The 22,050-nt window shown below is 61.3% G+C and carries 19 protein-coding genes; 10 read left to right on the top strand and 9 right to left on the bottom strand.

Annotated elements, in window-relative coordinates; all coding sequences use genetic code 11:
* The first annotated feature begins 85 nt into the window (after positions 1–85).
* Positions 86–667 carry a TetR/AcrR family transcriptional regulator gene (locus ACMFWR_RS28165; RefSeq protein WP_413195666.1) on the top strand — a complete coding sequence of 194 codons (582 nt, stop codon included), beginning with the start codon at positions 86–88 and terminating at the stop codon, positions 665–667.
* 111 nt (positions 668–778) lie between these two features.
* Here ACMFWR_RS28165 and ACMFWR_RS28160 read toward each other — a convergent pair whose 3' ends face one another.
* The 3 genes from ACMFWR_RS28160 to ACMFWR_RS28150 all read right to left on the bottom strand — a co-directional run bounded on the left by ACMFWR_RS28160 (position 779) and on the right by ACMFWR_RS28150 (position 5,280).
* Positions 779–1,933: a porin gene (locus ACMFWR_RS28160; RefSeq protein WP_413195665.1), complete on the bottom strand. Its 1,155-nt coding sequence runs from the start codon at positions 1,931–1,933 to the stop codon at positions 779–781.
* A 213-nt stretch (positions 1,934–2,146) separates the two neighbouring features.
* A complete protein-coding gene (locus ACMFWR_RS28155; RefSeq protein WP_413195664.1) occupies positions 2,147–3,763 on the bottom strand; it encodes an NAD(P)-binding protein in 1,617 nt (538 codons plus the stop codon).
* Complete coding sequence (locus tag ACMFWR_RS28150; protein WP_413195663.1) at positions 3,763–5,280, bottom strand: polyamine aminopropyltransferase; 1,518 nt, start codon at positions 5,278–5,280, stop codon at positions 3,763–3,765. Before ACMFWR_RS28150 ends, ACMFWR_RS28155 begins: the two co-directional genes overlap by 1 nt.
* Positions 5,281–5,476: 196 nt before the next feature.
* Between ACMFWR_RS28150 and ACMFWR_RS28145 the strand changes: the two genes are divergently transcribed.
* The 5 genes from ACMFWR_RS28145 to speD all read left to right on the top strand — a co-directional run bounded on the left by ACMFWR_RS28145 (position 5,477) and on the right by speD (position 9,045).
* Complete coding sequence (locus ACMFWR_RS28145; protein ID WP_413195662.1) at positions 5,477–5,863, top strand: DUF350 domain-containing protein; 387 nt, start codon at positions 5,477–5,479, stop codon at positions 5,861–5,863.
* A 36-nt stretch (positions 5,864–5,899) separates the two neighbouring features.
* Positions 5,900–6,916 (top strand): SPFH domain-containing protein, encoded by a 1,017-nt coding sequence (locus ACMFWR_RS28140; RefSeq protein WP_413195661.1) that lies wholly within the window; start codon positions 5,900–5,902, stop codon positions 6,914–6,916.
* Between the two features lie 112 nt (positions 6,917–7,028).
* Positions 7,029–8,435 (top strand): DUF4178 domain-containing protein, encoded by a 1,407-nt coding sequence (locus ACMFWR_RS28135; RefSeq protein ID WP_413195660.1) that lies wholly within the window; start codon positions 7,029–7,031, stop codon positions 8,433–8,435.
* A complete protein-coding gene (locus ACMFWR_RS28130) occupies positions 8,432–8,572 on the top strand; it encodes a hypothetical protein (protein ID WP_413195659.1) in 141 nt (46 codons plus the stop codon). The genes ACMFWR_RS28135 and ACMFWR_RS28130 overlap by 4 nt, the downstream gene beginning before the upstream one ends.
* Before the next feature lie 98 nt (positions 8,573–8,670).
* Positions 8,671–9,045 (top strand): adenosylmethionine decarboxylase, encoded by a 375-nt coding sequence (gene speD, locus ACMFWR_RS28125; protein ID WP_413197371.1) that lies wholly within the window; start codon positions 8,671–8,673, stop codon positions 9,043–9,045.
* A 133-nt stretch (positions 9,046–9,178) separates the two neighbouring features.
* Here speD and ACMFWR_RS28120 read toward each other — a convergent pair whose 3' ends face one another.
* From ACMFWR_RS28120 to ACMFWR_RS28100, 5 genes are all read right to left on the bottom strand, one after another.
* Positions 9,179–10,870, bottom strand: a complete 1,692-nt coding sequence (locus ACMFWR_RS28120) for a phospholipase C (protein ID WP_413195658.1) — start codon at positions 10,868–10,870, stop codon at positions 9,179–9,181.
* Between the two features lie 416 nt (positions 10,871–11,286).
* Positions 11,287–11,961: a response regulator transcription factor gene (locus ACMFWR_RS28115; protein WP_413195657.1), complete on the bottom strand. Its 675-nt coding sequence runs from the start codon at positions 11,959–11,961 to the stop codon at positions 11,287–11,289.
* Between the two features lie 229 nt (positions 11,962–12,190).
* Positions 12,191–14,368 carry an ATP-binding protein gene (locus ACMFWR_RS28110; protein ID WP_413195656.1) on the bottom strand — a complete coding sequence of 726 codons (2,178 nt, stop codon included), beginning with the start codon at positions 14,366–14,368 and terminating at the stop codon, positions 12,191–12,193.
* A gap of 247 nt (positions 14,369–14,615) precedes the next feature.
* On the bottom strand, positions 14,616–15,455 hold the full coding sequence (locus tag ACMFWR_RS28105; RefSeq protein ID WP_413195655.1) for an enoyl-CoA hydratase/isomerase family protein: 840 nt from the start codon (positions 15,453–15,455) through the stop codon (positions 14,616–14,618).
* A 28-nt stretch (positions 15,456–15,483) separates the two neighbouring features.
* A complete protein-coding gene (locus tag ACMFWR_RS28100) occupies positions 15,484–16,176 on the bottom strand; it encodes a type 1 glutamine amidotransferase domain-containing protein (protein WP_413195654.1) in 693 nt (230 codons plus the stop codon).
* A gap of 499 nt (positions 16,177–16,675) precedes the next feature.
* Here ACMFWR_RS28100 and ACMFWR_RS28095 point away from each other — a divergent pair, with 499 nt between their 5' ends.
* From ACMFWR_RS28095 to ACMFWR_RS28080, 4 genes are all read left to right on the top strand, one after another.
* Positions 16,676–17,314, top strand: a complete 639-nt coding sequence (locus ACMFWR_RS28095; RefSeq protein WP_413195653.1) for a DUF1007 family protein — start codon at positions 16,676–16,678, stop codon at positions 17,312–17,314.
* Between the two features lie 50 nt (positions 17,315–17,364).
* Positions 17,365–18,675, top strand: coding sequence for a nickel/cobalt transporter (locus tag ACMFWR_RS28090; protein ID WP_413195652.1), 1,311 nt, complete (start codon positions 17,365–17,367; stop codon positions 18,673–18,675).
* A gap of 248 nt (positions 18,676–18,923) precedes the next feature.
* Positions 18,924–19,310 carry a DUF305 domain-containing protein gene (locus tag ACMFWR_RS28085; protein ID WP_413197370.1) on the top strand — a complete coding sequence of 129 codons (387 nt, stop codon included), beginning with the start codon at positions 18,924–18,926 and terminating at the stop codon, positions 19,308–19,310.
* 30 nt (positions 19,311–19,340) lie between these two features.
* Entirely contained in the window at positions 19,341–20,831 is a 1,491-nt protein-coding gene (locus ACMFWR_RS28080; protein WP_413195651.1) for a YncE family protein, read from the top strand.
* A 167-nt stretch (positions 20,832–20,998) separates the two neighbouring features.
* On the opposite strand, the gene ACMFWR_RS28075 is transcribed toward ACMFWR_RS28080, so the two are convergent.
* Positions 20,999–22,048: an alpha/beta fold hydrolase gene (locus ACMFWR_RS28075; protein WP_413195650.1), complete on the bottom strand. Its 1,050-nt coding sequence runs from the start codon at positions 22,046–22,048 to the stop codon at positions 20,999–21,001.
* Between the last annotated feature and the right edge of the window lie 2 nt (positions 22,049–22,050).

The raw sequence follows: 22,050 nt of genomic DNA, 5'->3' as shown, positions 1-22,050 counted from the left end.
TTCACCCCTACCTCGATAAAACGGAGCCAACCTCCGTTTTCATAGAATAAACGGAGGAAGCCTCCGTTTGCAAGCAGCAGGAATCATGAATCCTTCAACCCCCAACGAACGAAAGCCGCGAGCCGATGCGCTGCGCAACCGCGAACGCATCCTCGAAGTGGCGAAAGACGCCTTCACGCACGCCGAAGGCGAAATCAGCCTCGAAGATGTGGCCCGCAAGGCCGGCGTCGGCGCCGGCACGCTATACCGGCACTTCCCGACGCGCGACGCCCTGCTCGAAAGCGTCTACCGCGCCGAGGTCGAAAAACTCGCCGAGGAAGAAAAGCGGCTGTCGGAGTCGATGCCCGCCCTCGATGCCCTGCGTGCCTGGATGATGCTCTTCGTCGACTACATCGCGACGAAGAAAATCATCGCGCCCGCGTTGAATTCCATGGTCGGAGGGCCTTCGAAGCTGTTCGAAGCGTCGGGCGCCATGATCATGGGCGCGATTCAGTCGCTCGTGCAGCGCGCGGTGGAAAGCGGCGATATCCGAGCGGACATCGATCCGCTCGACCTGCTTCGCGCGCTCGTCGGTGTGTCGAATGTGGCATCGGCGCCGGACTGGCAAGTCAGTGCAAAGCGGCTCGTCGATATATTGTTGCTGGGATCGCGGCCTACGACGCCGTGACGCGATGTCGTCATGCGACTTCGTCGTTCGGCGATCGTGGTTCACGCGAACGCGCAGCAAGCGAATGCCGTGCATCGATGCAAACGCGCACGCGAATGCCCCTCCGACGAATCAAAACCGCGTACGCAGTCCGACCGTGCCCACAACCTGATTTCCCGTCGACGAAGCACCCCCGGCCGTGTTCACAAAAGCGACGAAGTGATTGCCGCTGACGTGCTGATACATCGCTTCGGCATACACATCGGTGCGCTTCGAGAAGTGATACACGGTCTGCAGATTGATCTGGTTCCACTTGGGATCGGACCCATACACCGTCGCGCCATCAAGATGCCCGTCGGTAAATGTATCGGCGGCACCGACCGTCACAGCCGGCGTCACTTCATATTTGGCGCTGAGTTCGTAGTTGTCGAAGTGCATCGAACCGTTCGACATGCCAAATGAATTCGTGCCTTCATATTGGCTGTGCGTGTAGGCGAAACCCAGCAACGCCGGGCCCAACGCATAATTGACCGCGGCGCCGATGATGCGCTCTACGTCCGCGCCCAACTGAAATCCACCCGTCCCGTTCGACGACGATTCATTGATATCAATTGCACCCGCGCTGCTTGAGCTCGTGCCTGCGGATCCGTTGATCTGCAAATAGGCCAGACCTGCGCCCAATGGGCCCTGGTGGTAACTCACACCCGCGCTATACGCGCGATTAATAGCGAAGTCGGTGCTATTGGAAAACCCATACGACGCGCCGAACTTGAAGCCTGAATAGGCCACGCTCGTGTACTTGACCGCATTGTTCATCCGCACCGAGTGATCAAGATTGTCGTTGTCGAACGGGTGAATAAACCCGGTATCGCCGAACGTACCCGCAATACTGGTCAATGGCTCGATAAAGTCAGTCAGGAAGTCGTATTGGCGACCTAGCGTAATTGCACCGAATTCGGTGCTCGAAATCCCGACCCACGATTGCCGGCCGAATAACCGTCCATCCTGAGCCTGCTTGCCGTTCTGGATATTGAAGCCGTTTTCCAGCACGAAAATCGCGCTTAAGCCACCGCCCAGATCTTCAGTGCCACGCAGGCCAAAGCGCGTGCCATTGATATTGCCGCTCGTCGCTTGCCATAGATGGCCAGACGATCCGTTCTTCGACACGTTATTCGTGTACATGATGCCGGCATCGAGAATGCCGTATAGCGTGACCGAGCTTTGCGCTTGCGCGACCGATGCAACCAACGCCGCAGATCCTGCGGCAGCGAGACGAATAGTCTTCACGGCATGTCTCCATGCGAGTCCCGAAGAGGGACGTCGGCGGCGCGCGCATCCGCATGCAATCGTGCACGTGCTTCATTGCACACTGCACGCACATGGCAACTGCGCCGCATTGAACCCGGTGGTGCCGAGCGTCGTTGATTCGCTCGATCGACGTTTTGGAGGATTCTGCCACTCAGCTTTCAAAGCGACAGTGCGGCGCTTGCAGATACCCGTTCAGATCACGCCATTGGCCGCGCGGATGCCCCAGTACGAGGCCTCTTCGAACAGCGACATACCCGACAGGTCCGAGTGCGCAAAACGCAACGGACCGTCCGCATCACGCAGCGCCTGAATGCCGGGCCGGTTGAGAAAACCCACGTCGGGCGTTGCCATCGCATGGCCACGTACGGTGATCTCCAATGCGCTCGCGTGGCGCCATAAATCACGCCCGTACGCGGGAAACAAGTCGATCGCAGCCTGTTCGCGAAGCGCGTCGGGCTGCGCGGCCACGAGCCATCTGCGCGTCTCCTCGGGCGAGCGTGTACTCAGCGCCTGATACGCGGAAAACACCGAACGCTGCGGCGGCGCAACGCGGATCACTTGATGCGTCGAGACGACGTAGCCGAGTCCCGGGCCCCGATACACGACGTTGTCCCATGCAAGCGCAACGCCCTGAGCTTCGCGCGGCATGCCATCCATCAGAAAGTTCGAGACGAGCCACGGCGCGCGCGGCGCCAGATCGCGCGCGGGATCAAAGCCCGCGGCTGTCAGCCCCGTGACGACACGAGAAGCCACGAATAACGGCATTGCGCAGACCATGCGCCGCGCTTTAAGCACAAACGTCGTCATCTGCCCCGTGGCATCCATCCGCGCACACAGCGCCTCGACGCCGCCGGCGCGCTCGTCGACACGTACCGCAAAGCCAGGCACCGACCAGCCTTGTGTTGCGCGTCGCGCATCGATCGACTTACAGAGCTTGTCGACCATGCGATGCAGGCCATCGGGCCAGGTCAGTGTGGCGCCGTCTTCTGCATTGGCCGCGTGTCCGTTTCGTGCCGCGAAATAGTGAAGTCCGGCCCAGGCCGACACACGGTCATAGCCCGCGCCGAAATCGTCACGGCAGCAATAGTCGAGATACCAATGGAGCGTCGGCGCCGTGTAGCGCTCCGATACGAGCCACTGTTTGAACGACAGCCGGTCAAGCGAAGTCCAGCGCGGATCACGTGAGGATTCGGCGACTGGAATGCAGAACACCTTGCGATTGTCGCTGCCGTGTAGCGTGCGCAAGGAATCGGTGTAGGCAAAAAAGCGCGCCTGCTCGGCGAGCTCGTCATGCCCGACGCCGATCGTCGGCAACAGGCCGTCTTGCCACTGGCCGCCGATCATCAGGCGCTCGTCCAGCGCGTGCACCACGACACGCTCGTCAAAGAGAGGTCTTTCCGCGAATGCCCCCGACTCGATTACGCCGAGGTCGGCCAGCATGTCGCGCAAGTGCGTCGACTCCATCGAAGGCAGCGGCAGATAGTGCGCACCCTTCGGGTAGCCAAGATCGCCGAACTGTCCTCCCGCAGCATTGCCACCGAACTCGGGACCGCTGAGCACGATGAAATCCCGATGCCCCGCACGCGCAAGTTGCCACGCACACGACAGCCCGGCCGCACCGGCGCCGAGAATGGCAACGTCCGTGGACATCGTTCCCGAAGGCGGTGGCAATGCACGTGCATCACGCAAGGCGTGACCCTCGCGCATGCCGGGGCTGTCGATCACAGGCGTCGTCTCGACCCAGCCGCTGCGTCCGCAACTCGCCACCGATGCAGCCACGCCCGCCATCAGGAACGTGCGGCGGTTCATCAGCGCAGCACGTGCTTCCAGTCGTCGTCGAACAATCGGACGAGCGGCTGATCGTTGAGATGGTTGGGCGGCATGGGCAACGCCGGCATATCCGCCGGGAAATGGAACATGTCGACTGTTGTTTCCGGGTCGAGCCAGCGCGTGGGCACCGAGTAGTGCGTCGGCGGCGTGTAGTCGGCGCGCTTGCCGGCGATCACGAAACCCCAGTCTCCGAACGACGGCACGTAACAGTGATACGGCCAGGTATGCAGGCCTGCATCACGCAGCGTATCGACGATCGTCCAGAACGCATGAGGCGCGAAGTAAGGCGACGTCGACTGAATGACCGCATAGCCGTTTTCAGATAAATGACGCGCGAGCATGCGATAGACGGGCACTGAATAGAGGCGCCCAAGGCCGAAATTCGTCGGGTCCGGAAAGTCGACGACAATCGCGTCAAACACATCCGTATTCGATTCGAGCCAGCGCACGGCATCATCGTTGATCACGTGCACGCGCGCATCCTTGAGCGAGCCTCCATTGAGCGCGACGAGCGGCGCCGACGTCGAAAACAGATGCGTCATGGCCGGATCGAGATCGACGAGCGTGACCTGCTCGATGTTGCGATGCTTGAGAATCTCGCGCACGGCCAGCCCGTCACCGCCGCCGAGCACGAGAACCCGACGCGCCCAGGGCAGCGTTTCAAGCACCGGATGGATCAACGCTTCGTGGTACCGGTGTTCGTCGCGGGAAGAGAACTGCAAGTTGCCGTTCAGATACAGGCGCATGTCGTCACGCCATTGCGTCAGCACAATGCGTTGATAGGGCGTGGTCTGCGCGTAGATGGTTTCGTCACCATAAACGCCGTGCTCGGCCCAGTGCGTCAATCGCTCGGACAACACAAAGCCCGCGGCCAGCACACCGATCACGAGCGCCGCACGCGCCACCTTCGCCGGCACCGCCGTGACTTCCCGGCGAAATGCATGCGTGGTCCACAGCGCGACAAGCGCATTGGCGATACCGAAGAGAAAGCTCGTGCGCAGCAAGCCCAGGCGCGGCGCCAGCACGATCGGGAACAGCAACGAGACAGCGAGCGAACCCAGATAGTCGAAGGTCAGGACATCGCTGACCATATGCCGGAACGCATGACGCCGCTGCTGGAAGGCCCGCATCACGAGCGGAATTTCCATGCCGACCAACACGCCAAGGACGAGCACCATCGCATAGAGCGCCGCCCTGAACGGCGCCGACAACCACGCGAACACGCCAAAGAGAACCGCGGCAGACACGCCGCCAAGCAGGCCGATCAACAACTCGATATCGACAAAGCGATCGAGCACGTCGTCATCGTCGATAAAGCGCGCGAGCCATGAGCCGACGCCCATCGCAAACAGATAGCAGCCGATCACCGATGAAAACTGAAGCACCGAATCGCCGAGCAAATAGCTCGACAGCGTGCTGCTGATCAGCTCATAGCCCAGCCCGCATGATGCGACGATCAACACCGAGAGAATCAGCGTGCGACTTTGTGCGCGCATGTCACTGTCCCCTCAAATCGGATATGGATATACTGGCGGCAATATTCGGGCACATGCCGCTCATGCATGTCATTGCGTCAAACACGCTGCTCAAGCTGTTCAAGCCGTTTAAGCCGTTCACTAAAGCGATTCGCTAAAGCCATCGATGCATTCATTAGCTTGAATTTATCGTCGAACAACAAATGCGGGGCGACACATGGGTGATGTCTATTCTTATGGCGTGCATTTGCTGTCGGCATTTGTGCTGATCTGCGTCTTTGCGGCAGTGTACCTGAAGGTCACACCATTCGATGAGCTCGTATTGATTCGCGCCGGCAACGTCGCAGCCGTGCTGTCGTTTGCGGGCGCGCTGATCGGATTTACGATGACGCTGGCCTCGAGCATCGCCCACAACTCGACGCTGCCTGCCGTCGTCGTCTGGGCGATCGGTGCGATGGCCGTTCAACTCGTGACCTATGCCGCGCTCACACGCCTGATGCCCGGTATGAATCACGCGATCGAGACCGATAACCGGGCCATGGGCGGACTCATGGGCAGTGCCTCACTGGTCGTCGGCTTGATCAATGCAGCGTGTCTGACCTAGGTTTTTCCTTACCTTTCACGGCGGCGGGAGATCACGATGAGTCTCGGTTCTTTCATTCGCAAGCAGTTTGTCGACGTCCTTCAATGGACGGAAGACACGGATGGCGTGCTTGCCTGGCGATATCCGATGCAGGATCAGGAGATCCAGTACGGCGCCCAGTTGACCGTGCGCGAGTCGCAGGCGGCGCTCTTCGTCAACGAAGGCCGCATTGCCGATGCGTTCGGGCCGGGGTTACATACCCTCACGACGCGTACTCTGCCCGTGCTGACGAGCCTGAGCAACTGGGACAAACTGTTCGAGTCCCCCTTCAAATCCGATGTGTACTTCTTCAGCACACGCTTGCAGCTCGGGCGTCGCTGGGGCACACCACAGCCGGTGACGATCCGCGATCGTGAATTTGGCTTCGTGCAGATCCGCGCGTTCGGCATCTACTCGTACCGGATCGCCGACATCGTCAAATTCCACCGCGAAATCAGTGGCACCCGCGCGACCTATACGGTCGATGACGTCGAACAACAATTGCGCAACGTGGTCGTCACGTCGATGAGCACGGCCTTCGGCGCCTCGGACATCCCGTTTGTCGATATGGCGGCCAGTCAGGAATTGCTGTCGCAGCGTGTCGGCGAAACGCTTGCACCGGCCTTCGCGCGCTACGGCATTACGCTCGACGCGTTCGTCGTTCAAAGTGTGTCGCTTCCTGATGCGCTTCAAAAGGCACTCGACACCCGGATCGGCGTCGGCATGAGCGGCGATCTGGCGAAGCTCGCCCAGTTTCAGACGGCTCAGGCGATTCCGCTCGCTGCGCAAAATACGGGCGGCGGTACGGCGGGACTTGGGGCTGGCCTCGCTGTAGGCAATGCGATCGGGCAAACCATGGCGGCGGGCCTGGGAGGTGGGACTCAAGGACAGTCGCAACCGGAAGCCACCACCGGCAAGGGCGACGACTATGTCGAGCGGCTGCAGCAACTCAAGACCTTGCTCGACAAAGGTTTGATCACCGACGACGACTATGCGAAAGCCAAGGCTGAAGTCCTCGCGAAACTCACTCGATAAATAACGACAACCCGACCGATCGATGTTCAGTACTTCGTGCCCGCAATGTGGCGCACCTGTCGAATTCCGATCCGCGGCTTCCGTCACGGCGGTCTGCGCTTCGTGCCGCAGCATGCTGCTCAAGCAAGGCGAGACTGTCGAGCGCACGGGCACGATGGCGACGGTGTTCGAAGACTATTCTCGCCTGCAGATCGGCGCCACGGGGCACGACCGCCAGCGTACGTTCACCGTGCTCGGGCGCATCCAGCTGACCTATGACGCCGGGTATTGGTCGGAGTGGTACATCGCGTTTGACGACGGGAACTTTGGCTGGCTCTCCGATGCGTCCGGGCAATTCGCCATCACGACGCGCGTCGACAGCACGGCGCCTTTGCCCGCTTTCGGCAGCGTCTACCCGGGCTACACACTCGACTTCGACGGCCAGCGCTACGTCTTGTCCGACACGCGAACCGCTCATTGTTCGGGCGGCGAAGGCGAACTGCCGTTTCGGATCGGCGACGGATGGACGGCGCGCGTCGCGGATTTTCGGCGCCTCGATCGCTTCATCACGCTCGACTGGTCGGAAGTGCAGGACGACGATCCGGCGTCAAGGCCCGTCGTCTATCTCGGGCAGTCCGTCGAACTCGATGCACTCGGCTGCGTAGGGCTGCGCGAGACGGAAGCCATTCGCGAAACAGCCGGTCAATATCGCGGCGAGCTCAAGGCCTTCAGTTGCCCATCGTGCGGCGCACCGCTCGCTGCGCCGGCGGGTGTCGCGGAATATGTGGTCTGCGGCTCGTGTCATGCGGGCGTCGACTGCACACGCGAACAAGCCGTCGTATTCGCGGTCGAGCAAAAGATGGCCACCGTATCGACCGCCCTGGCGCCGGGAGCGTCGGCCACGTTCGATGGACGCCCCTACACCGTGCTCGGCGTCATGCGCTGCCGCACGAGCACGCACAGCGCGACCTGGGACGAATACCTGCTGCACAACATCGAGCGCGGTCTGATGTGGCTCGTGCAAAGCGAAGGGAGCTGGGAGCGCGTCGACGTGCTCAATGCATGGCCGGACATCACCAGCGAGCAGCGCGTGGTCTTCGAAGGCAAGCCCTTCCTCGAGAAGGGGCGCTACGACGCTGTCGTCACGTATGTCGCCGGGGCATTCAACTGGCGCGTGAGCGTGGGCGACACCACGTCGATCACCGACTTTATGTACCGAACGCACAAACTCACACGCGAAACGACCCAGCACGAAATCGTGTGGTCACGTGCGCGCCCGGTCCCGAACATCAGGATGGCCGAACGCTTCGGCGACCCCAAGCTCGCGGGCTCGAACGAGGCGTCGTCGGCGACTAGCCGGCGCGGCTTTTTCCCGCTTCCGTGGATCGCCAGCGCCATCCTGGTGGTCGTCAATTTCGGTGACCTCGCGGGTTCGCTACCGAGCGTCCTCTTATTGCTGCTCGGCATCGCCGCACTCTGGATTCCGGAGTGGATCTGGCTCGCCACGGTCCATCACGAACCGGAGGACGACGACGCATGAAGCTGCGCCACTGGTGTTACCTGCTCTACGCGATCGTCGTGATCATCATGTTCACGGGCCTCAGCTCACAGGGCGTCCGGAGCTACGGCGGCACATCCGCGCGCAGCGGTTACTCGTCGTATGGGACGCACAAATGACCTGGCGTGACTCGAACACGACGGCATCGCCGCGCGGAAGCGATCGAGCGAGCGATACGGTTGACGAAGCTGCGGGAGGCAAGCAGGAGGAAACGTCGATGAAGCATTTCGTCGACCCCATCCAGGCGTGTGGCCTGCATGTGATCGCGGATCTCGACGAGATTGACGCTGAGGTGCTACGCGATGCGTCGTGGCTCGAAAGCGTGCTGCTCGACGCTGCGCGTGCCGCGGGTGCGCACGTGCTGTCGTCGCATTTTCATCACTTCGGCGGTGAACATGGTGTGACCGGCGTCGTGATGCTCGCCGAATCGCATATCAGCCTGCACACATGGCCCGAGCGTCGCTTCGCGGCCCTCGATGTCTTTATGTGCGGCCGCGCCGACGCGCGCGAGGCTGCAGCCTATGTGAGCCGCAAACTCGGTGTTGCCGAACCGCGTTGGCGCGTCTGCGAACGGGGCGCGAAGCCCCGCTGAGACAATCCTTCTAGCTGCCAACGCCCGCCGATAGCCGGGATGCGCTACCGCTACGGGCGTCAGCCGCTACCGGACCCTGTCGAATTCACGACCATCGACAGGAGTCCGGTCGTCGTCACGCTAGCCTGACGACTTAGTCGTTGTGCCAGCCATGCTCGTCGATTTGCGAACCCGTCGTCGGGTCCAGGAACACGCGGCGAAGATCCGGGCCGTTGCGGAAGTCGAACATGCTCATGATGCTGCCCGCGTCGGCATCGAATGCACCGCCACCAAGGCGCTCGCCGTCGAGCCAGTTGTCTTCGATGAAGCGTGCCACCGACGACTGGTCGATCAGGTTGTGGTCGACATAGTTATGCTTCGACCACGGCGAGATCACGAGGAACGGAATACGCGTGCCCGGACCGCAACGGCCGTTGGCCGGTGCACCCTTCACGCCATCCGGCGCCGTACCCGTGCCGCACTTGCCCGAACCGTTGAGCTGATCGGCTTGCGAGTCGAACGACGCATGCTTCGGCTTTTCGTACTGATGGTCGTACCAGCCGTCCGAGTCGTCCCACGCGATGATGACGGCCGTGCTTTCCCACTCAGGCTGCTGCTGCAGGAAGTTGATGACCGTCGCTGCGAACGCTTGCTCATCGAGCGGATCCGAATAGCCTGCATGACCGTCCTGGTAGGCCGGTGCCTTCAGGAAGCTCACAGCCGGGAAGTTATGAGCCTTGACCGCCGCATAGAAATCGTCGGTGTCGTACTCATGATTCGCAGGCTCAGCCGTCTTGCCGTTCGCTTCGAAGCTGTGACCGATCGCTTCGATCGAGCTCGGACGGGCGTGCGTCGGATTCGACGTCGACTGGAAATACTGGAACCAGTTGTGGTGCGGGATGTAGTCAGCCGTCGCTGCGCCGACCACGTTCGAGAACGTGCTGCGCTTGCAACCCGTCGTCTGGTTCGCGTTCGTCTTCGTCAGATTGAAGCCGCCCATGAAGCCGCCCCACGTGATGCCCTTGGCGTTCAGCAGATCGCCGATGTTCTTGCCCGACATCTGACCCTGATCCGTCTGCGACGAGCACACGTCGTTGGCCGGGTCCACGTCGTTGATCATCGTGAAGCCGCCGACGCCGTCAGCGATGTAGTACGACGACTTCGCGAGCGTCGACGGCTGTGCCGTCGTCTTCACGAGGACCAGGCCGTTCGTGTTGCCCGAGATAACGTTGAGCGCACCCGGCGTCGAAGGACCGTAGTCCGTCGTATAGGCGTTGTCGCTCAGCGCAAAGTGCTGTGCGTAGTTCCACAGCGCCGTGACTGTGTTGCCGTCGTAGTAACCCATGACCTGGCCGGTCGTGCCGAACGCGCCTGCGCCGCCCGTCGTGCCGTCACCCGTGTACTTCGGGAACAGGTCCATCTTGCCGTTGTCGTAGGCCTGCTCTTCGGCCGTGTAGGCGTGGTTCTGGTCGGCCGTCGCGGCTTGCGAACGGTCGAGACGGAACGGGTTGGCCGCGCCGGCACCGTTGGCCGTGTTCAGGTTCGGGTTTTTGTTCAGCAGCGTGCGGTCGAGACCGTTCACGTTCGGCGTATCGCGCTTCGCTTCGAAGCGCGGCTCGCCGCGCGGATTCGTCGCCGTCGGGTACGTGCCGAAGTAGTGGTCGAACGACACGTTTTCGTTATAAATGACGACAACGTGCTTGATCGGCGTGGCGGTGTGTACACCGCCACGATCGTGGTCGCGGCCGTCAGAGTGGCCGTCGAAATCGTTTGCCTGGGCATACAGCGCTGCGGCAAGTCCTGTGCACGACAATGCAACGAGTGTGGCTAATGCTCGACTACGCATGAGGGGGCTCCATGTTGTTCTCAACGGGAAGCAAGACCCGAGGCAGTCGACGCCTTCTATAGTTCTGGTACTGCAGGGCGTCAGAGAGTCGGGGGCCTCGAATAAAACGCTCGCAGAAGCCAAACGAGTAGACCACCCGAACATGACAGCTCATCCTCTCGAATCTTTCGCTGCCCTTACGAATGAAACTGAGTGTGACTGAGGAGGTTTTCTTTGCCGCACGCGCACCGATGTGAAGCGACTTCTGTGCGGTCGAGCACAGACCGCGCGACCCTATCCTTTGCGCGCAAATTAAATGGAGTGGACACGAGTTCAACCGACTCACGCTCTGGCTGACGTCGTGGGCAGGCGCATGAAGAACACTGAAGAGAAGCGCAGATATGTACGCCGTATGCGGACAGATGGGGCGCCCTGGATCAAGGTTCGGCGAGTCGATTAGGGTGAATCCCTAGCGCCTCCGCCATGCGAACCAGATCGGGCAGCGAGCGCGAGGCCATTTTCTTCATGACCTGGCCGCGGTAAATCTTGACGGTGATTTCGCTGAGACTCAATTCGAACGCGATCTGCTTGTTCAGCAGTCCTGCAACCACGAATTTGAGCACTTCGCGCTCGCGTGGCGTCAGCGTTTCGTAGGACGCCCGAATGGTGGAAAGCGCCTTTTCGGAGGCAAGGCGCTCGGCGTCGCGTCGCAACGCGTCGGAGATGGCGTCGAGCATGTCCTGGTCACGAAACGGTTTGGGAAAGAAGTCGAGCGCGCCCGCCTTCATCGCCTTGACCGTCATTTCGATGTCGCCGTGCGCTGTCATAAACAGAATCGGCATGCGTACACCGCTGCGTAACGCTTCCTCCTGAAACGCCAGGCCGCTTTCACCTCGCAGACGAACGTCAAGAATCAGACAGCTTGGCGCATCGTATTTGGGAAAAGCCAGAAACTCTCTTGGCGATTCGAACGTTTCGACATGTAGACCCACTGAACGCACCAGTCCGTCGAACACGTGACGAATCGATTCATCGTCGTCGATGACATACACCACAGGGTCCTTGCTCTCGCTGGCGGACGCCGTCGAAGCCGAACGCGGTCCTGAGACCATTTCGCCCCCTTACCGGTGAACAGCACATCATGATTATGTTCCGACCCTGCGACAGCGAACCGATCGATACGCCTTGCGCGAACACGTCGCGATACGCGTGTCAGGGCCGATTTATTGCTTCGAATCCATGCCGGCGAATACTCAGACCTATGCGTGGTCTGATGCGGACAGACATTGTTGTACGAATCACGGAAACGCGCAAAGCGAGGTCTGAAGTTCGGCCTCAGCGCTACATCGACGGCGGGACTTCCGGACCAGGCTCTTCGGGGACCACCACCGGCAGCGTGAAATAAAACCGAGCGCCGCCGTTCACCGACGCGTTGTCCCCCGCGATATGACCTCCGTGCGCATCAATGATGGAGCGGCAGATGGGCAGGCCCATTCCCATGCCCTCTTCCTTCGTCGTATAGAAGCTCTGAAAGAGCCGATGCGCATCTGCTGGCGCCAGACCAGGCCCGCTGTCCTCGATCGAACAGAACACCGTATCCACACTCGATGCATCGGTACGGATCGAGATCTTGCGATCGGGGCTTCTTGCGTGCTCGATCGCCTGCATCGCATTGACGACAAGATTCACAACGACTTGCTGGAGCTGGACACGATCGGCGAGCACCCAGTGCCCGAGTGCCGAACGCCGGCGCACGATCACCACGCCACGCGACTGGATCTCCTGTCGCAGAAAGGTCAGGCCTTCGTCGATCAAGGCGTCGAATGGCGTGGGCGAGCGTTTGGGCACCCGACGCACAGCCATGGCGCGGATACGCTCGACGATACCGACGGCCCGCCTGGCATCGTCGGCAATTCGCTGATTGATCTGACGCACCTCCGCAATGTCGGGAATCGGGCGATCGAGCCAACGATTACCCACGGCCGTATTCATTGCAATCGCGGCAAGCGGCTGCTTGAGCTCGTGTGCAATCGATGCGCTGAGCTCGCCCAGCATGGAAATCCGTGCAGCATGGGCGAAATCCGCCTGCAGCCGCTGAAGCATATCCTGCGCGCGGATTCGCTCCGTCAGGTCGACAAGGCTGATCAGCGCGATGCCGAGGTCTTCAGCCCTGCCGGGCCGCGCCACCGTGAGCAGGACATCAATGACGCGCCCATCGAGCGTCGGAAGGCGTGTCGTCTCCTGAAACAACGCCTCACCGCTGTAACGGCTTTCGAGCGCGCGTCGAAACGTACCCGGACTTTCGTGCCAGACCCATTGCATGGGTCCGACCAGGGCCGCGCGATCTTTTGCACCGAACATGTGCGCCGCATGCTGGTTGACCTCTTCGATCGCAAGCATATCCATCGCGCGATTGAGCCACCCCGGATGCGCGTCGATATAGGACGAGAGATCTCGCACACCCTGCGCACGCAATTGCGTGAGCAGCACGATCAGCGGCTGCGCCTCGAGTTGCCAGAGACCGACCGGCATGTCGAAAAACAGGCTCCGGTATCGATGCTCGCTTCGCTCGAGTTGCGCGTGCGACTGCTTGCGCACCGTGATGTCCTTGACCGCCCCGACGACTCTCAACGGGCTTTTCGCTTCGCCTACGACACGGGCGACCACCTGCAAGAACCGTATCGATCCGTCTGGCATCAGGAGCCGATGTTCGATGTCAAATGCTTGCCAGTCTCGCGTTGCGCGATCGAGCGTGAGTCGCACGAACACGACATCGTCGGGGTGAACGCGCGCGAGCATCCGGTCCATGGTCGGCGTGCACCCTGCGTCATAGCCATAAATTCGAAAGCTCTCGTTCGACCAGAACAGCTCGCCGCTGATCACGTGCCAGTCGAAGCTACCCGTCTGACTCAATATCTGGGCATCGGTGAGCAACGATTCCGACTGCCGCAGGTCCGAGAATCGCCGCGCTATCTCGAGCGCCATCGCCGCCTGTGACGCAAGTAGCCTGAGTAACGCAACGCGGAAGGGCGTGAATACGCCGGAGGTCAGATTGTTTTCGAGGTACAGCACCCCGATGAGCGTCACATCCCTGATGAGCGGCAGGCACAGGATCGATCGGCAGCCATGGCGACGCACATAGGGATCCGGCGAGAACGCTGGCTGCGCCGACGCGTCGACAAGCAGCAACATATCGCGCGAACCCACGACATACCGCAGTACGGATTCCGGCAGATCGGCGTCTTCCGCACGCTCGCCGGGCAAGCGGACCTCGACACCACTGTGAGTCGTCATCGCCTCAGCCTCGACGCGCAGCACATTGGCACGTTCGAGAACAAGCACGCCCCGTTGGGCGCCTGCGTGTTCGAGCGCCAGCACGATCACCGTCCGAATCAGCTCGACGAGATCGACGCTGCTGAATATTGCGTGCGAAAGCTGAGCCGCCGTCGCCAAGTCGAGCTGCTCGTTCGTCGCCGGCGGCAGGTCATCGGGATTCGAACCGTCGTGACACGAGCTCATTGTGCGAAGGATTCAGAGGCGATCTGCGGTATCACGTTCCGATGTCACCATCCGTGCTCATCGGGGCCCCACCCGTTCGGATGCCAAATCAATTGAAGCGCCTTAAAACGACGCTCCTCAAAAGCGGATCAAGCCTACCATGCCAGACGATAAAGGGTCCGTCCGGCTTAACGCCGAAGGGACCCTTTAATCACGCGAAAAACCCGTTGCTCCGTCTGAAATGTGACGGGCAAAGTCAGAACCGGAGTTAGTGCGACAGCGTGCCCGTGTAGTAACCCAGCCGCGCTTCCACATCGTGGTTCTTCTGCAGCCCCATTTGCATGAGCTGAGCGATCTTCTCCTGCGCCTGGGGCCGACCGACCGAAGCAATGAAGGCGTCCCATTCCGGCGCGACGTCCGCATCGCGCGGCAGTGTCGCCGCATTGACCTGATGCTTGATCGCCGCCAGTGCCTCCTTGTCGAAGGTAGAGATTCTCAACGCGAGTGTGTCGACGAAGGCATCCAGCTCGGCGTCAGGGAACGCGCGATTCACGTAGCCGTAACGCTCGGCAAGCTCGCCACCGATGTCGTTTCCGCTCGTGAGCACTTCCAGCGCGCGCCCGCGACCGATCAGGCGTGACAGGCGATACATCGGGCCGCCGCCTGGGACCAGCGCCGCCCCCACCTCCCATTGCGAGAGCAAGGCCTTTTCGCGGCTTGCGAACCGCATATCGCTTGCCAGCGCGAGCTCGCTGCCGACTCCCGTCGCGCGCCCCTGGATCATGGCGATCGACACGACCGGCGCACGCCCGATACGCGCGAGCATGTCGGGTAGCGGAGGCATGCCCGTCGGCCCCGGCGGCATGCTCGTCGTCGCTTCGAGCGGCGGAACGAAGTCGTAGTGCGTCAGGAAGAAATCGGGCACTGCGCTCTCGAAGACGACGACCTTCAGTTTCGAGTCGGTTTCGAGCGCATTGACGACCAGGTTCAGCTGCGGCATCGACTCCGGCCCGAAGATATTGAAGGGCGGGTTGTCAAAGATGACGCGCCAGTAGGCAGGGTTACGTTGCTCGATCCGGATCAGCTGCTTCGGGGTTCCACTATTCATACAATGCTCCGTCAAGAGAAGACGTGAATCAGGCCGGCACCTTCAGTTCCTTCAGAACCTTGAGCAAGTCCACGGCAACGGCATGGGACGACGCGGGATTCTGTCCAGTGATCAGACGCCCGTCGATGATCGAAAACGGCTGCCAGTCGTCGACTTTTTCGAATCGGCCACCCAGACGCTTGAGCTCGTCTTCGACAAGAAACGGCACGACCTGGGTTAACTGCACCGCTTCTTCCTCGGTATTCGTAAAGCCCGAGACGCGCTTTCCTTTGACAAGCGGCTCACCGTTGACCTTGACGTGGCGCAGCACGCCGGGTGCGTGACAGACGAATGACACGGGCTTACCCGTGTTATAGAAACTTTCGATCAGCGCGATCGAAACGGGATCTTCCGCGAGGTCCCACATCGGGCCGTGTCCGCCGGGATAGAACACCGCGTCGTAGTCGCCCGATTTGACGCTGGCGAGCTTGATGGTGTTCGCCAGAACCTTCTGCGCCGCGGGGTCGCCCTTGAAACGCTCCGTCAGCGCTGTCTTCCCCTCCGGCGTATCGCTTTTCGGATCAAGCGGGGGTTGGCCCCCTTTAGGAGAAGCCACCGTGATATCCACGCCCGCATCGAGGAACGTGTAATACGGAGCACAAAACTCTTCCAACCAGAAGCCGGTTTTCTTTCCTGTATTACCGAGCTGGTCGTGAGACGTCATCACCATCAGGATCTTCATCGTCGCACTCTCGTCATCGAAGGATTCGCCAGATGCCAAGTGGCGCTGGCGGCCCACAGCAACGTGGCCAATGCACTATAGACACTGGAAATGGCGGTGACAGAGGGAGAAAAACGGTCGCGGCGCGATATTCAGCGAACGAATGATCGACGCATCGTCGGCCGCGGATCAAGACGCGCGGCCGGAAACGTTGACGGGCGGGGTTCGGCGCACCCGGGCGCCGACCGGTTCAAATGGCTGATGGCTTCGAAGCCGCTCACAGCGCCACAAACCAAAGTATGGTCGCGGCTACGATTGTGCTAGGCCATGACGTGACTTCTTACGGACATCGTGGGCCGCTGGCGCGTATGCGACAATGAGCCGCCTGTTCGCAGCGAAGTGAATCCAGCGACGTGGAGCATGGGGTACCGAACCGCGCCGCGCGCCGGTTTCGCCCCAAAGCCATTGCGGTTGCCAGCGTTCGGCCAGGCGTTTCCTTGCTCGTCACCTTTTTGAGCCGATGCTGATCCGAAGCCTGCCGCGACTGGCCCGCCGCGCTGTTCGTCGCCTTGTTCGCCGTCTTGCCGCTGTCGCGATGCTCGCCGTCGGCGCCGCCGTAAGCTCCGGCGCCCATGCCCATCCCCATGTCTGGATCGCGTATTCGGCGCAATTACAGATGGACGGCCATGCGGTCGTCGCCGTCTCGCAGACGTGGCGATTTACCAAAGGCTTCCCCGCGCAACTCACGGGTATCGACGCCTTGCCTCAAAACGGCGATCTCGACGCCAAACAGACGGCCATCTTCCGGCAACAGGCTTTTGCGTCGCTCGCGTCCGTCAGTTATTTCAATCACCTGTTTGTCGACGGCAAGACTCAGCGCTTTAGCGATCCTGACGATTTCCACGTCTCGATCGACCATGGGCGCATTGTTTATTCGTTCACGCTAAAACTCGCCTCGCCTGTCAACGTCGATGGGCACGATGTCGCGCTGGGCATCTGGGATGACTCCTTTTTTGTCGCCTATTCGCCCGACAAGCAGGGCGCGGTCAGTCTCGGCCCCCAGGCGGCATCGACATGCGCGGCCAAGTCGTTTATGGACCACGCGCATCCCATCTTCAATGGAATCGTCGTGCCGCTCGCGTTCGGGATCACATGTTGAACATACCGATGTCCGCCACTGCGATTCGTCGCCTTCGTTCCCGCTCTGTCATGCGTAGCCTTACGATCCTGCTCATGCTCGTAAGCGGAGTACTGATGGCAAGCGCCGCGACATCGAGCTTCGCCGCTCCGGCGATCGATGTGTTCGGCCGTCCGGTTGTTGCGGCTTCATCGGCTTCATCGGCGTCATCGGCGTCTTCTGACTCGCAGGCTGAGGCAACAACAACACCAGCCGCCACGACACAGCCTGACTCAACGACCCAGCCGAACGCTAAAGCGACCGCCGGTGCGACGACGAACCCGACCGCCGGTGTGGCGGACACATCGTCTGCCGCCCCGCATGCGTTTCATTGGCCCGAACCCGTGCGCGTCGTGCTTGCCACAGGCCTGATCTGGCAAGGCGAGCTGAACGCGGAGATCGAAGATGCCGCGAGTGAACTCCAGCACGCCTCGTCACCGCGTATCTGGCTGACGCTGCTGTTGATGTCATTCGTATACGGCGTGCTGCACGCAGTCGGCCCCGGACACGGGAAGTTCGTCGTCGGCACATGGCTCGGGTCCCGCCGCGCTCGCGTCACTCAAGCCTTGCTATTGAGCGGATGGACCGCATGCGTGCAAGCCCTGAGCGCTATCGTGCTGGTGATCGGTGCGGCATGGCTGTCCGCGGAGGGACTGTCGAACGTCTTGTCGCAAGCCGAGTCGCTTGAAATCATCAGTTACGCGCTGTTGTGCGTCGCCGGTCTCTGGGCACTCTGGGGTGCCGTGACGAATGCCGACTGCTGCTTCGATCCCGCTGCTGTGCGCTTCGCGACGACCCGGCAGCGCGGCCGCGACGAAGACAATGCCGATGCGGGCGCCGACGCAATCGGCGAGGAAGGCAGCGCCTACCTGGGTGCCAAGCTCGCCTTTATGCGGCGCGACACGAGCCCGCGTACATCACTGCGCAGCTCGGCAGGAACGTGGAGAGACATGCCCACGGGCATTTCGCAGCGCGCCGGATCCAACCTGTGGACGCGGGTCCGGTCATCGACGCTGGGTCAGATTCTCGCCACCGGCATCGCAGCCGGCGTACGGCCGTGTGTCGGTGCGATTTTTGTTCTCGTCGCATCTGTCTCGGCGCATGTGCCCTGGGTCGGCATCGCCTCGACCTTCGCGATGGCCGCCGGCGTTGCGATTACGGTCACGCTCGTCGGGCTGTTCGGCGTCAGTGCCAACCGCCTGATCGCCAGAGCGCAGCGTCGACGCACCCTGCAACGCGTGCAACGGGTGCTCTCGATCACGGGCGCGGTCGTCATCATCACGTTCGCGGGCGTGCAGATCGCCCTCCTGCTCTCGGGCACGATGGCCGCGTCGCTGACCTAGCGCGCGCATGAAAGGTCACCGCCTCGCCAGGCGCGAGGTCGGTGTGCAAGCCCCACCAACGTCCCCCATACTCGCTGCGCAATACACGGAGACCAACACGGTGCCGACGCGCAGCGATACGCGTCGCCGCCAGATCTCTTAACGTTCATTCCAAGTTAGCGCGTCAGGAGCCGAAGGTGATTTCGAACCCGTTACCGCGACGCATGCCTGCGATGCGCCTTACGTGCGCCGGCATCGTGTTGATCGCCATGGCCGCTCCGGCATGGGCCGATTCGTCCGCGCCCGATCCACAGGAAAAAGCCTTTCTCGCTGATAACGACCACGCCATGGCCACCATGATGAGCGGCATGGCGGCCAAACCCACCGGCGATATCGACAAAGATTTCGTGGCCATGATGCAACCGCACCATCAAGGCGCGATCGACATGGCCATCGCCGAGTTGCGGTACGGACATAACGAGCAGCTGCGCAGAATCGCGCAGGAGATCATCGTCGATCAGCAGCAGGAAATCACCGCCATGCGTGTCGCGCTCAATTTGCCATTGCCCTCGCCGGGTCCGGCACCGACGCTGCCGGGCGTGACGACGCCTTCGGCATCAGACTCACAAACCACAACGCCGCACAGCGGCCAATAGACATCCGCGTGTCTCAATCGGAGAGTTCGTATGCACGGCATCTTGCGTTCAAATTGGCGTTCCATCGGTATTGCAGCAGCGCTCGCGAGTAGCGTGTCATTCGCACATGCCGGGCAAGCCCCTGGGAAAATCACCGATGCGGATATTCCGCTTTCGCATCACGATCGCGTCTATGCGTCCGAGCAATTCTCCAACACGGTGTCGGTCATCGATCCCGTCGACAACACACTACTCGGAGAGATCCATCTCGGCGATCCGACACCGGGCAACTTCAGTCCTTTATACAAGGGGCAATTGCTCGTGCACGGCATGGGTTTTTCACCCGATCACAAGACGCTCGCAATCGTTGCGATCGGCTCAAACTCGGTGACATTTATCGACACGACCACCAACGCGGTGCTGCACACGACCTACGTCGGCCGTTCTCCGCATGAGGCGTTTTACACGCCTGACGGGCGCGAAGTCTGGGTCACGGTGCGCGGCGAAAACTACGTGTCCGTGCTCGATGCGAAAACGTACGATGAAAAGACACGCATCGTCACGCCGCCGGGTCCGGGCATGACGATCTTCTCGCCCGACGGCAAGTACGGGTACGTCTGCTCGTCGTTCAATCCCGAGCTCGACGTGATCACCGTGGCAGATCACCAGATTGTCGGACGTGTCACACAGGGCAGCCCGTTCTGCCCGAATCTCGCGGCCACACCGGATGGACAGCAAGTGTGGTTCACGCTCAAGGACACGGGCAAGACCCAGGTGTTCGACGCGCATCCGCCGTTCAATCTGATCAAGACGATCGATACCGGTCCGATCACGAACCACGTCAATTTCGCGGTCACACGTAAGGGCACGTTTGCATACGTGACCGTCGGCGGAGAAAACGCGATCAAGGTTTTCCGCACCGACAACTTTACGCAGGTGGCCACCGTTCCGGTCGGCGATATGCCGCATGGTGTATGGCCCTCGGGCGATGGCTCGCGCATTTATGTCGGTCTCGAGAACTCGGATACGATGAGCGTCATCGACACAGCGAAGAACAAGGTCATCGCGAATGTCCCGATCGGGCAGGCGCCGCAAGCGATCGCCTATGTCCCCAATGCCGTGCCCGAAGGCGATGGCACGCAGAATCTTCAGCCGCTCGGACTCTCGGGTCAGGCCGCCCATCTGAAGCTCAAGCCGGTCGGCGACGCCAAAGACGGCGCGACGCCCACCAGCGTCGTGCTGTTCGATCAGGGTGTCGTTCAGGTGCTGCAAGCGGCTGTGACGGGCCTTGAGCCCAAGCACCCCTACATCCTGGGCCTGAGCAACCAGCCTGATGGCAGCGGTCCGATCGAGCCGCTTGCGCGCTTTATGACCAATCCGGCCGGCTCCGCCATTGTCGATACCATCGGCCAGATCCGGCAGGTCGTCGCGCCCGCGGCGAGTGATGCCACGGCGTCTGCGCCCGACACGCGCCGCTATCTCGTGATTGCGCCCGTCGTCGACGGCGCGCCCAAGGCGGTGGTTCAGGTTCAGGCGATGTAGAACGCGAGCACCAGAAGCAAGCGTATGAGCGCAGGCGACGTGCAACGGGCATCGTGCATCAGGTGTCTTACAACAGGCGTCATGCAACGCGCGTCATGTCGCAACGCCTGCACCCGCCATCAACACAGCCGTCCGCCTGCGAATGATCGCCGGCGGACGGCCCATGCTCAAAGCTTGACGACTTGCAGCACCGCATCCGCGAAGGCTTTGGGCGCCTCTTGCGGCAGGTTGTGACCAATGCCGCCGCCGATGTTCCGGTGTTCGTATTTGCCCGTGAATTTCTTCGCATAAGCCGAAGGATCCGGGTGCGGCGCGCCATTGGAGTCGCCTTCCATGGTGATGGTCGGCACTTCGATCGACGGGAACGTCGCAAGCTGTGCTTCGAGCTTGTCGTATTGCGGCTCGCCGCGCGACAGCCCCATCCGCCAGCGATAGTTGTCGATCACGATCGCCACATGGTCGGGGTTATGGAACGACGCGGCCGTGCGAGCGAACGTCGCATCGTCGAAGTTCCATTTCGGCGACGCCAGTTGCCAGATCAGCTTGTTGAACGCATCGGTGTTCGCGGCATAGCCTTGTGCGCCACGCTCCGTTGCGAAATAGAACTGATACCACCACGCGAGCTCAGCCTTCGGCGGCAACGGCTTGGCGCCCGCTGCCTGGCTCCCGATCAGGTAGCCGCTGACCGACACGAGCGCCTTGCAGCGTTCCGGCCACAGCGCCGCGATAATGCAGCACGTACGTGCACCCCAATCGAAGCCGCCAAAGATCGCCTGCTTGATCTTCAGTGCATCCATCAACGCAATGATGTCCGACGCCACCACCGACTGCTGACCATTGCGCGGCGTATCGGCCGACAGAATGCGCGTCGTACCGTAACCGCGCAGATACGGGACGATCACGCGATAGCCAGCAGCCGTCAGCATCGGCACGACGTCGTAGAACGCATAAATGTCGTACGGCCAGCCGTGCAGCAGAAAGATGGCCTGCCCGTTCCTGGGGCCGGCGTCGACATAGCCGACGTTCAGGGTGCCCGCGTTGATCTGCTTGATCGACTCAAATGTTGCTGCGCCCGTTGCACTTGAGCCTTGCGACTTCTGCGCATCGGTCTCGGTGTCGGCATGCGCGAGTCCGATCAATCCAAAGTCCACCAGACTCAGTCCGGCCAGCGTGCCTCCCAGCAGGCGACGACGTTTTGTGTTCACGGGGCTCGACATGA

Origin of the sequence: Pararobbsia alpina, from assembly GCF_965118125.1 — a bacterium.
Classification (GTDB): domain Bacteria; phylum Pseudomonadota; class Gammaproteobacteria; order Burkholderiales; family Burkholderiaceae; genus Pararobbsia; species Pararobbsia alpina_A.
The sequence above is the reverse complement of the archived record's forward strand: the minus strand, read 5'-3'. Positions and strand labels throughout refer to the sequence as shown.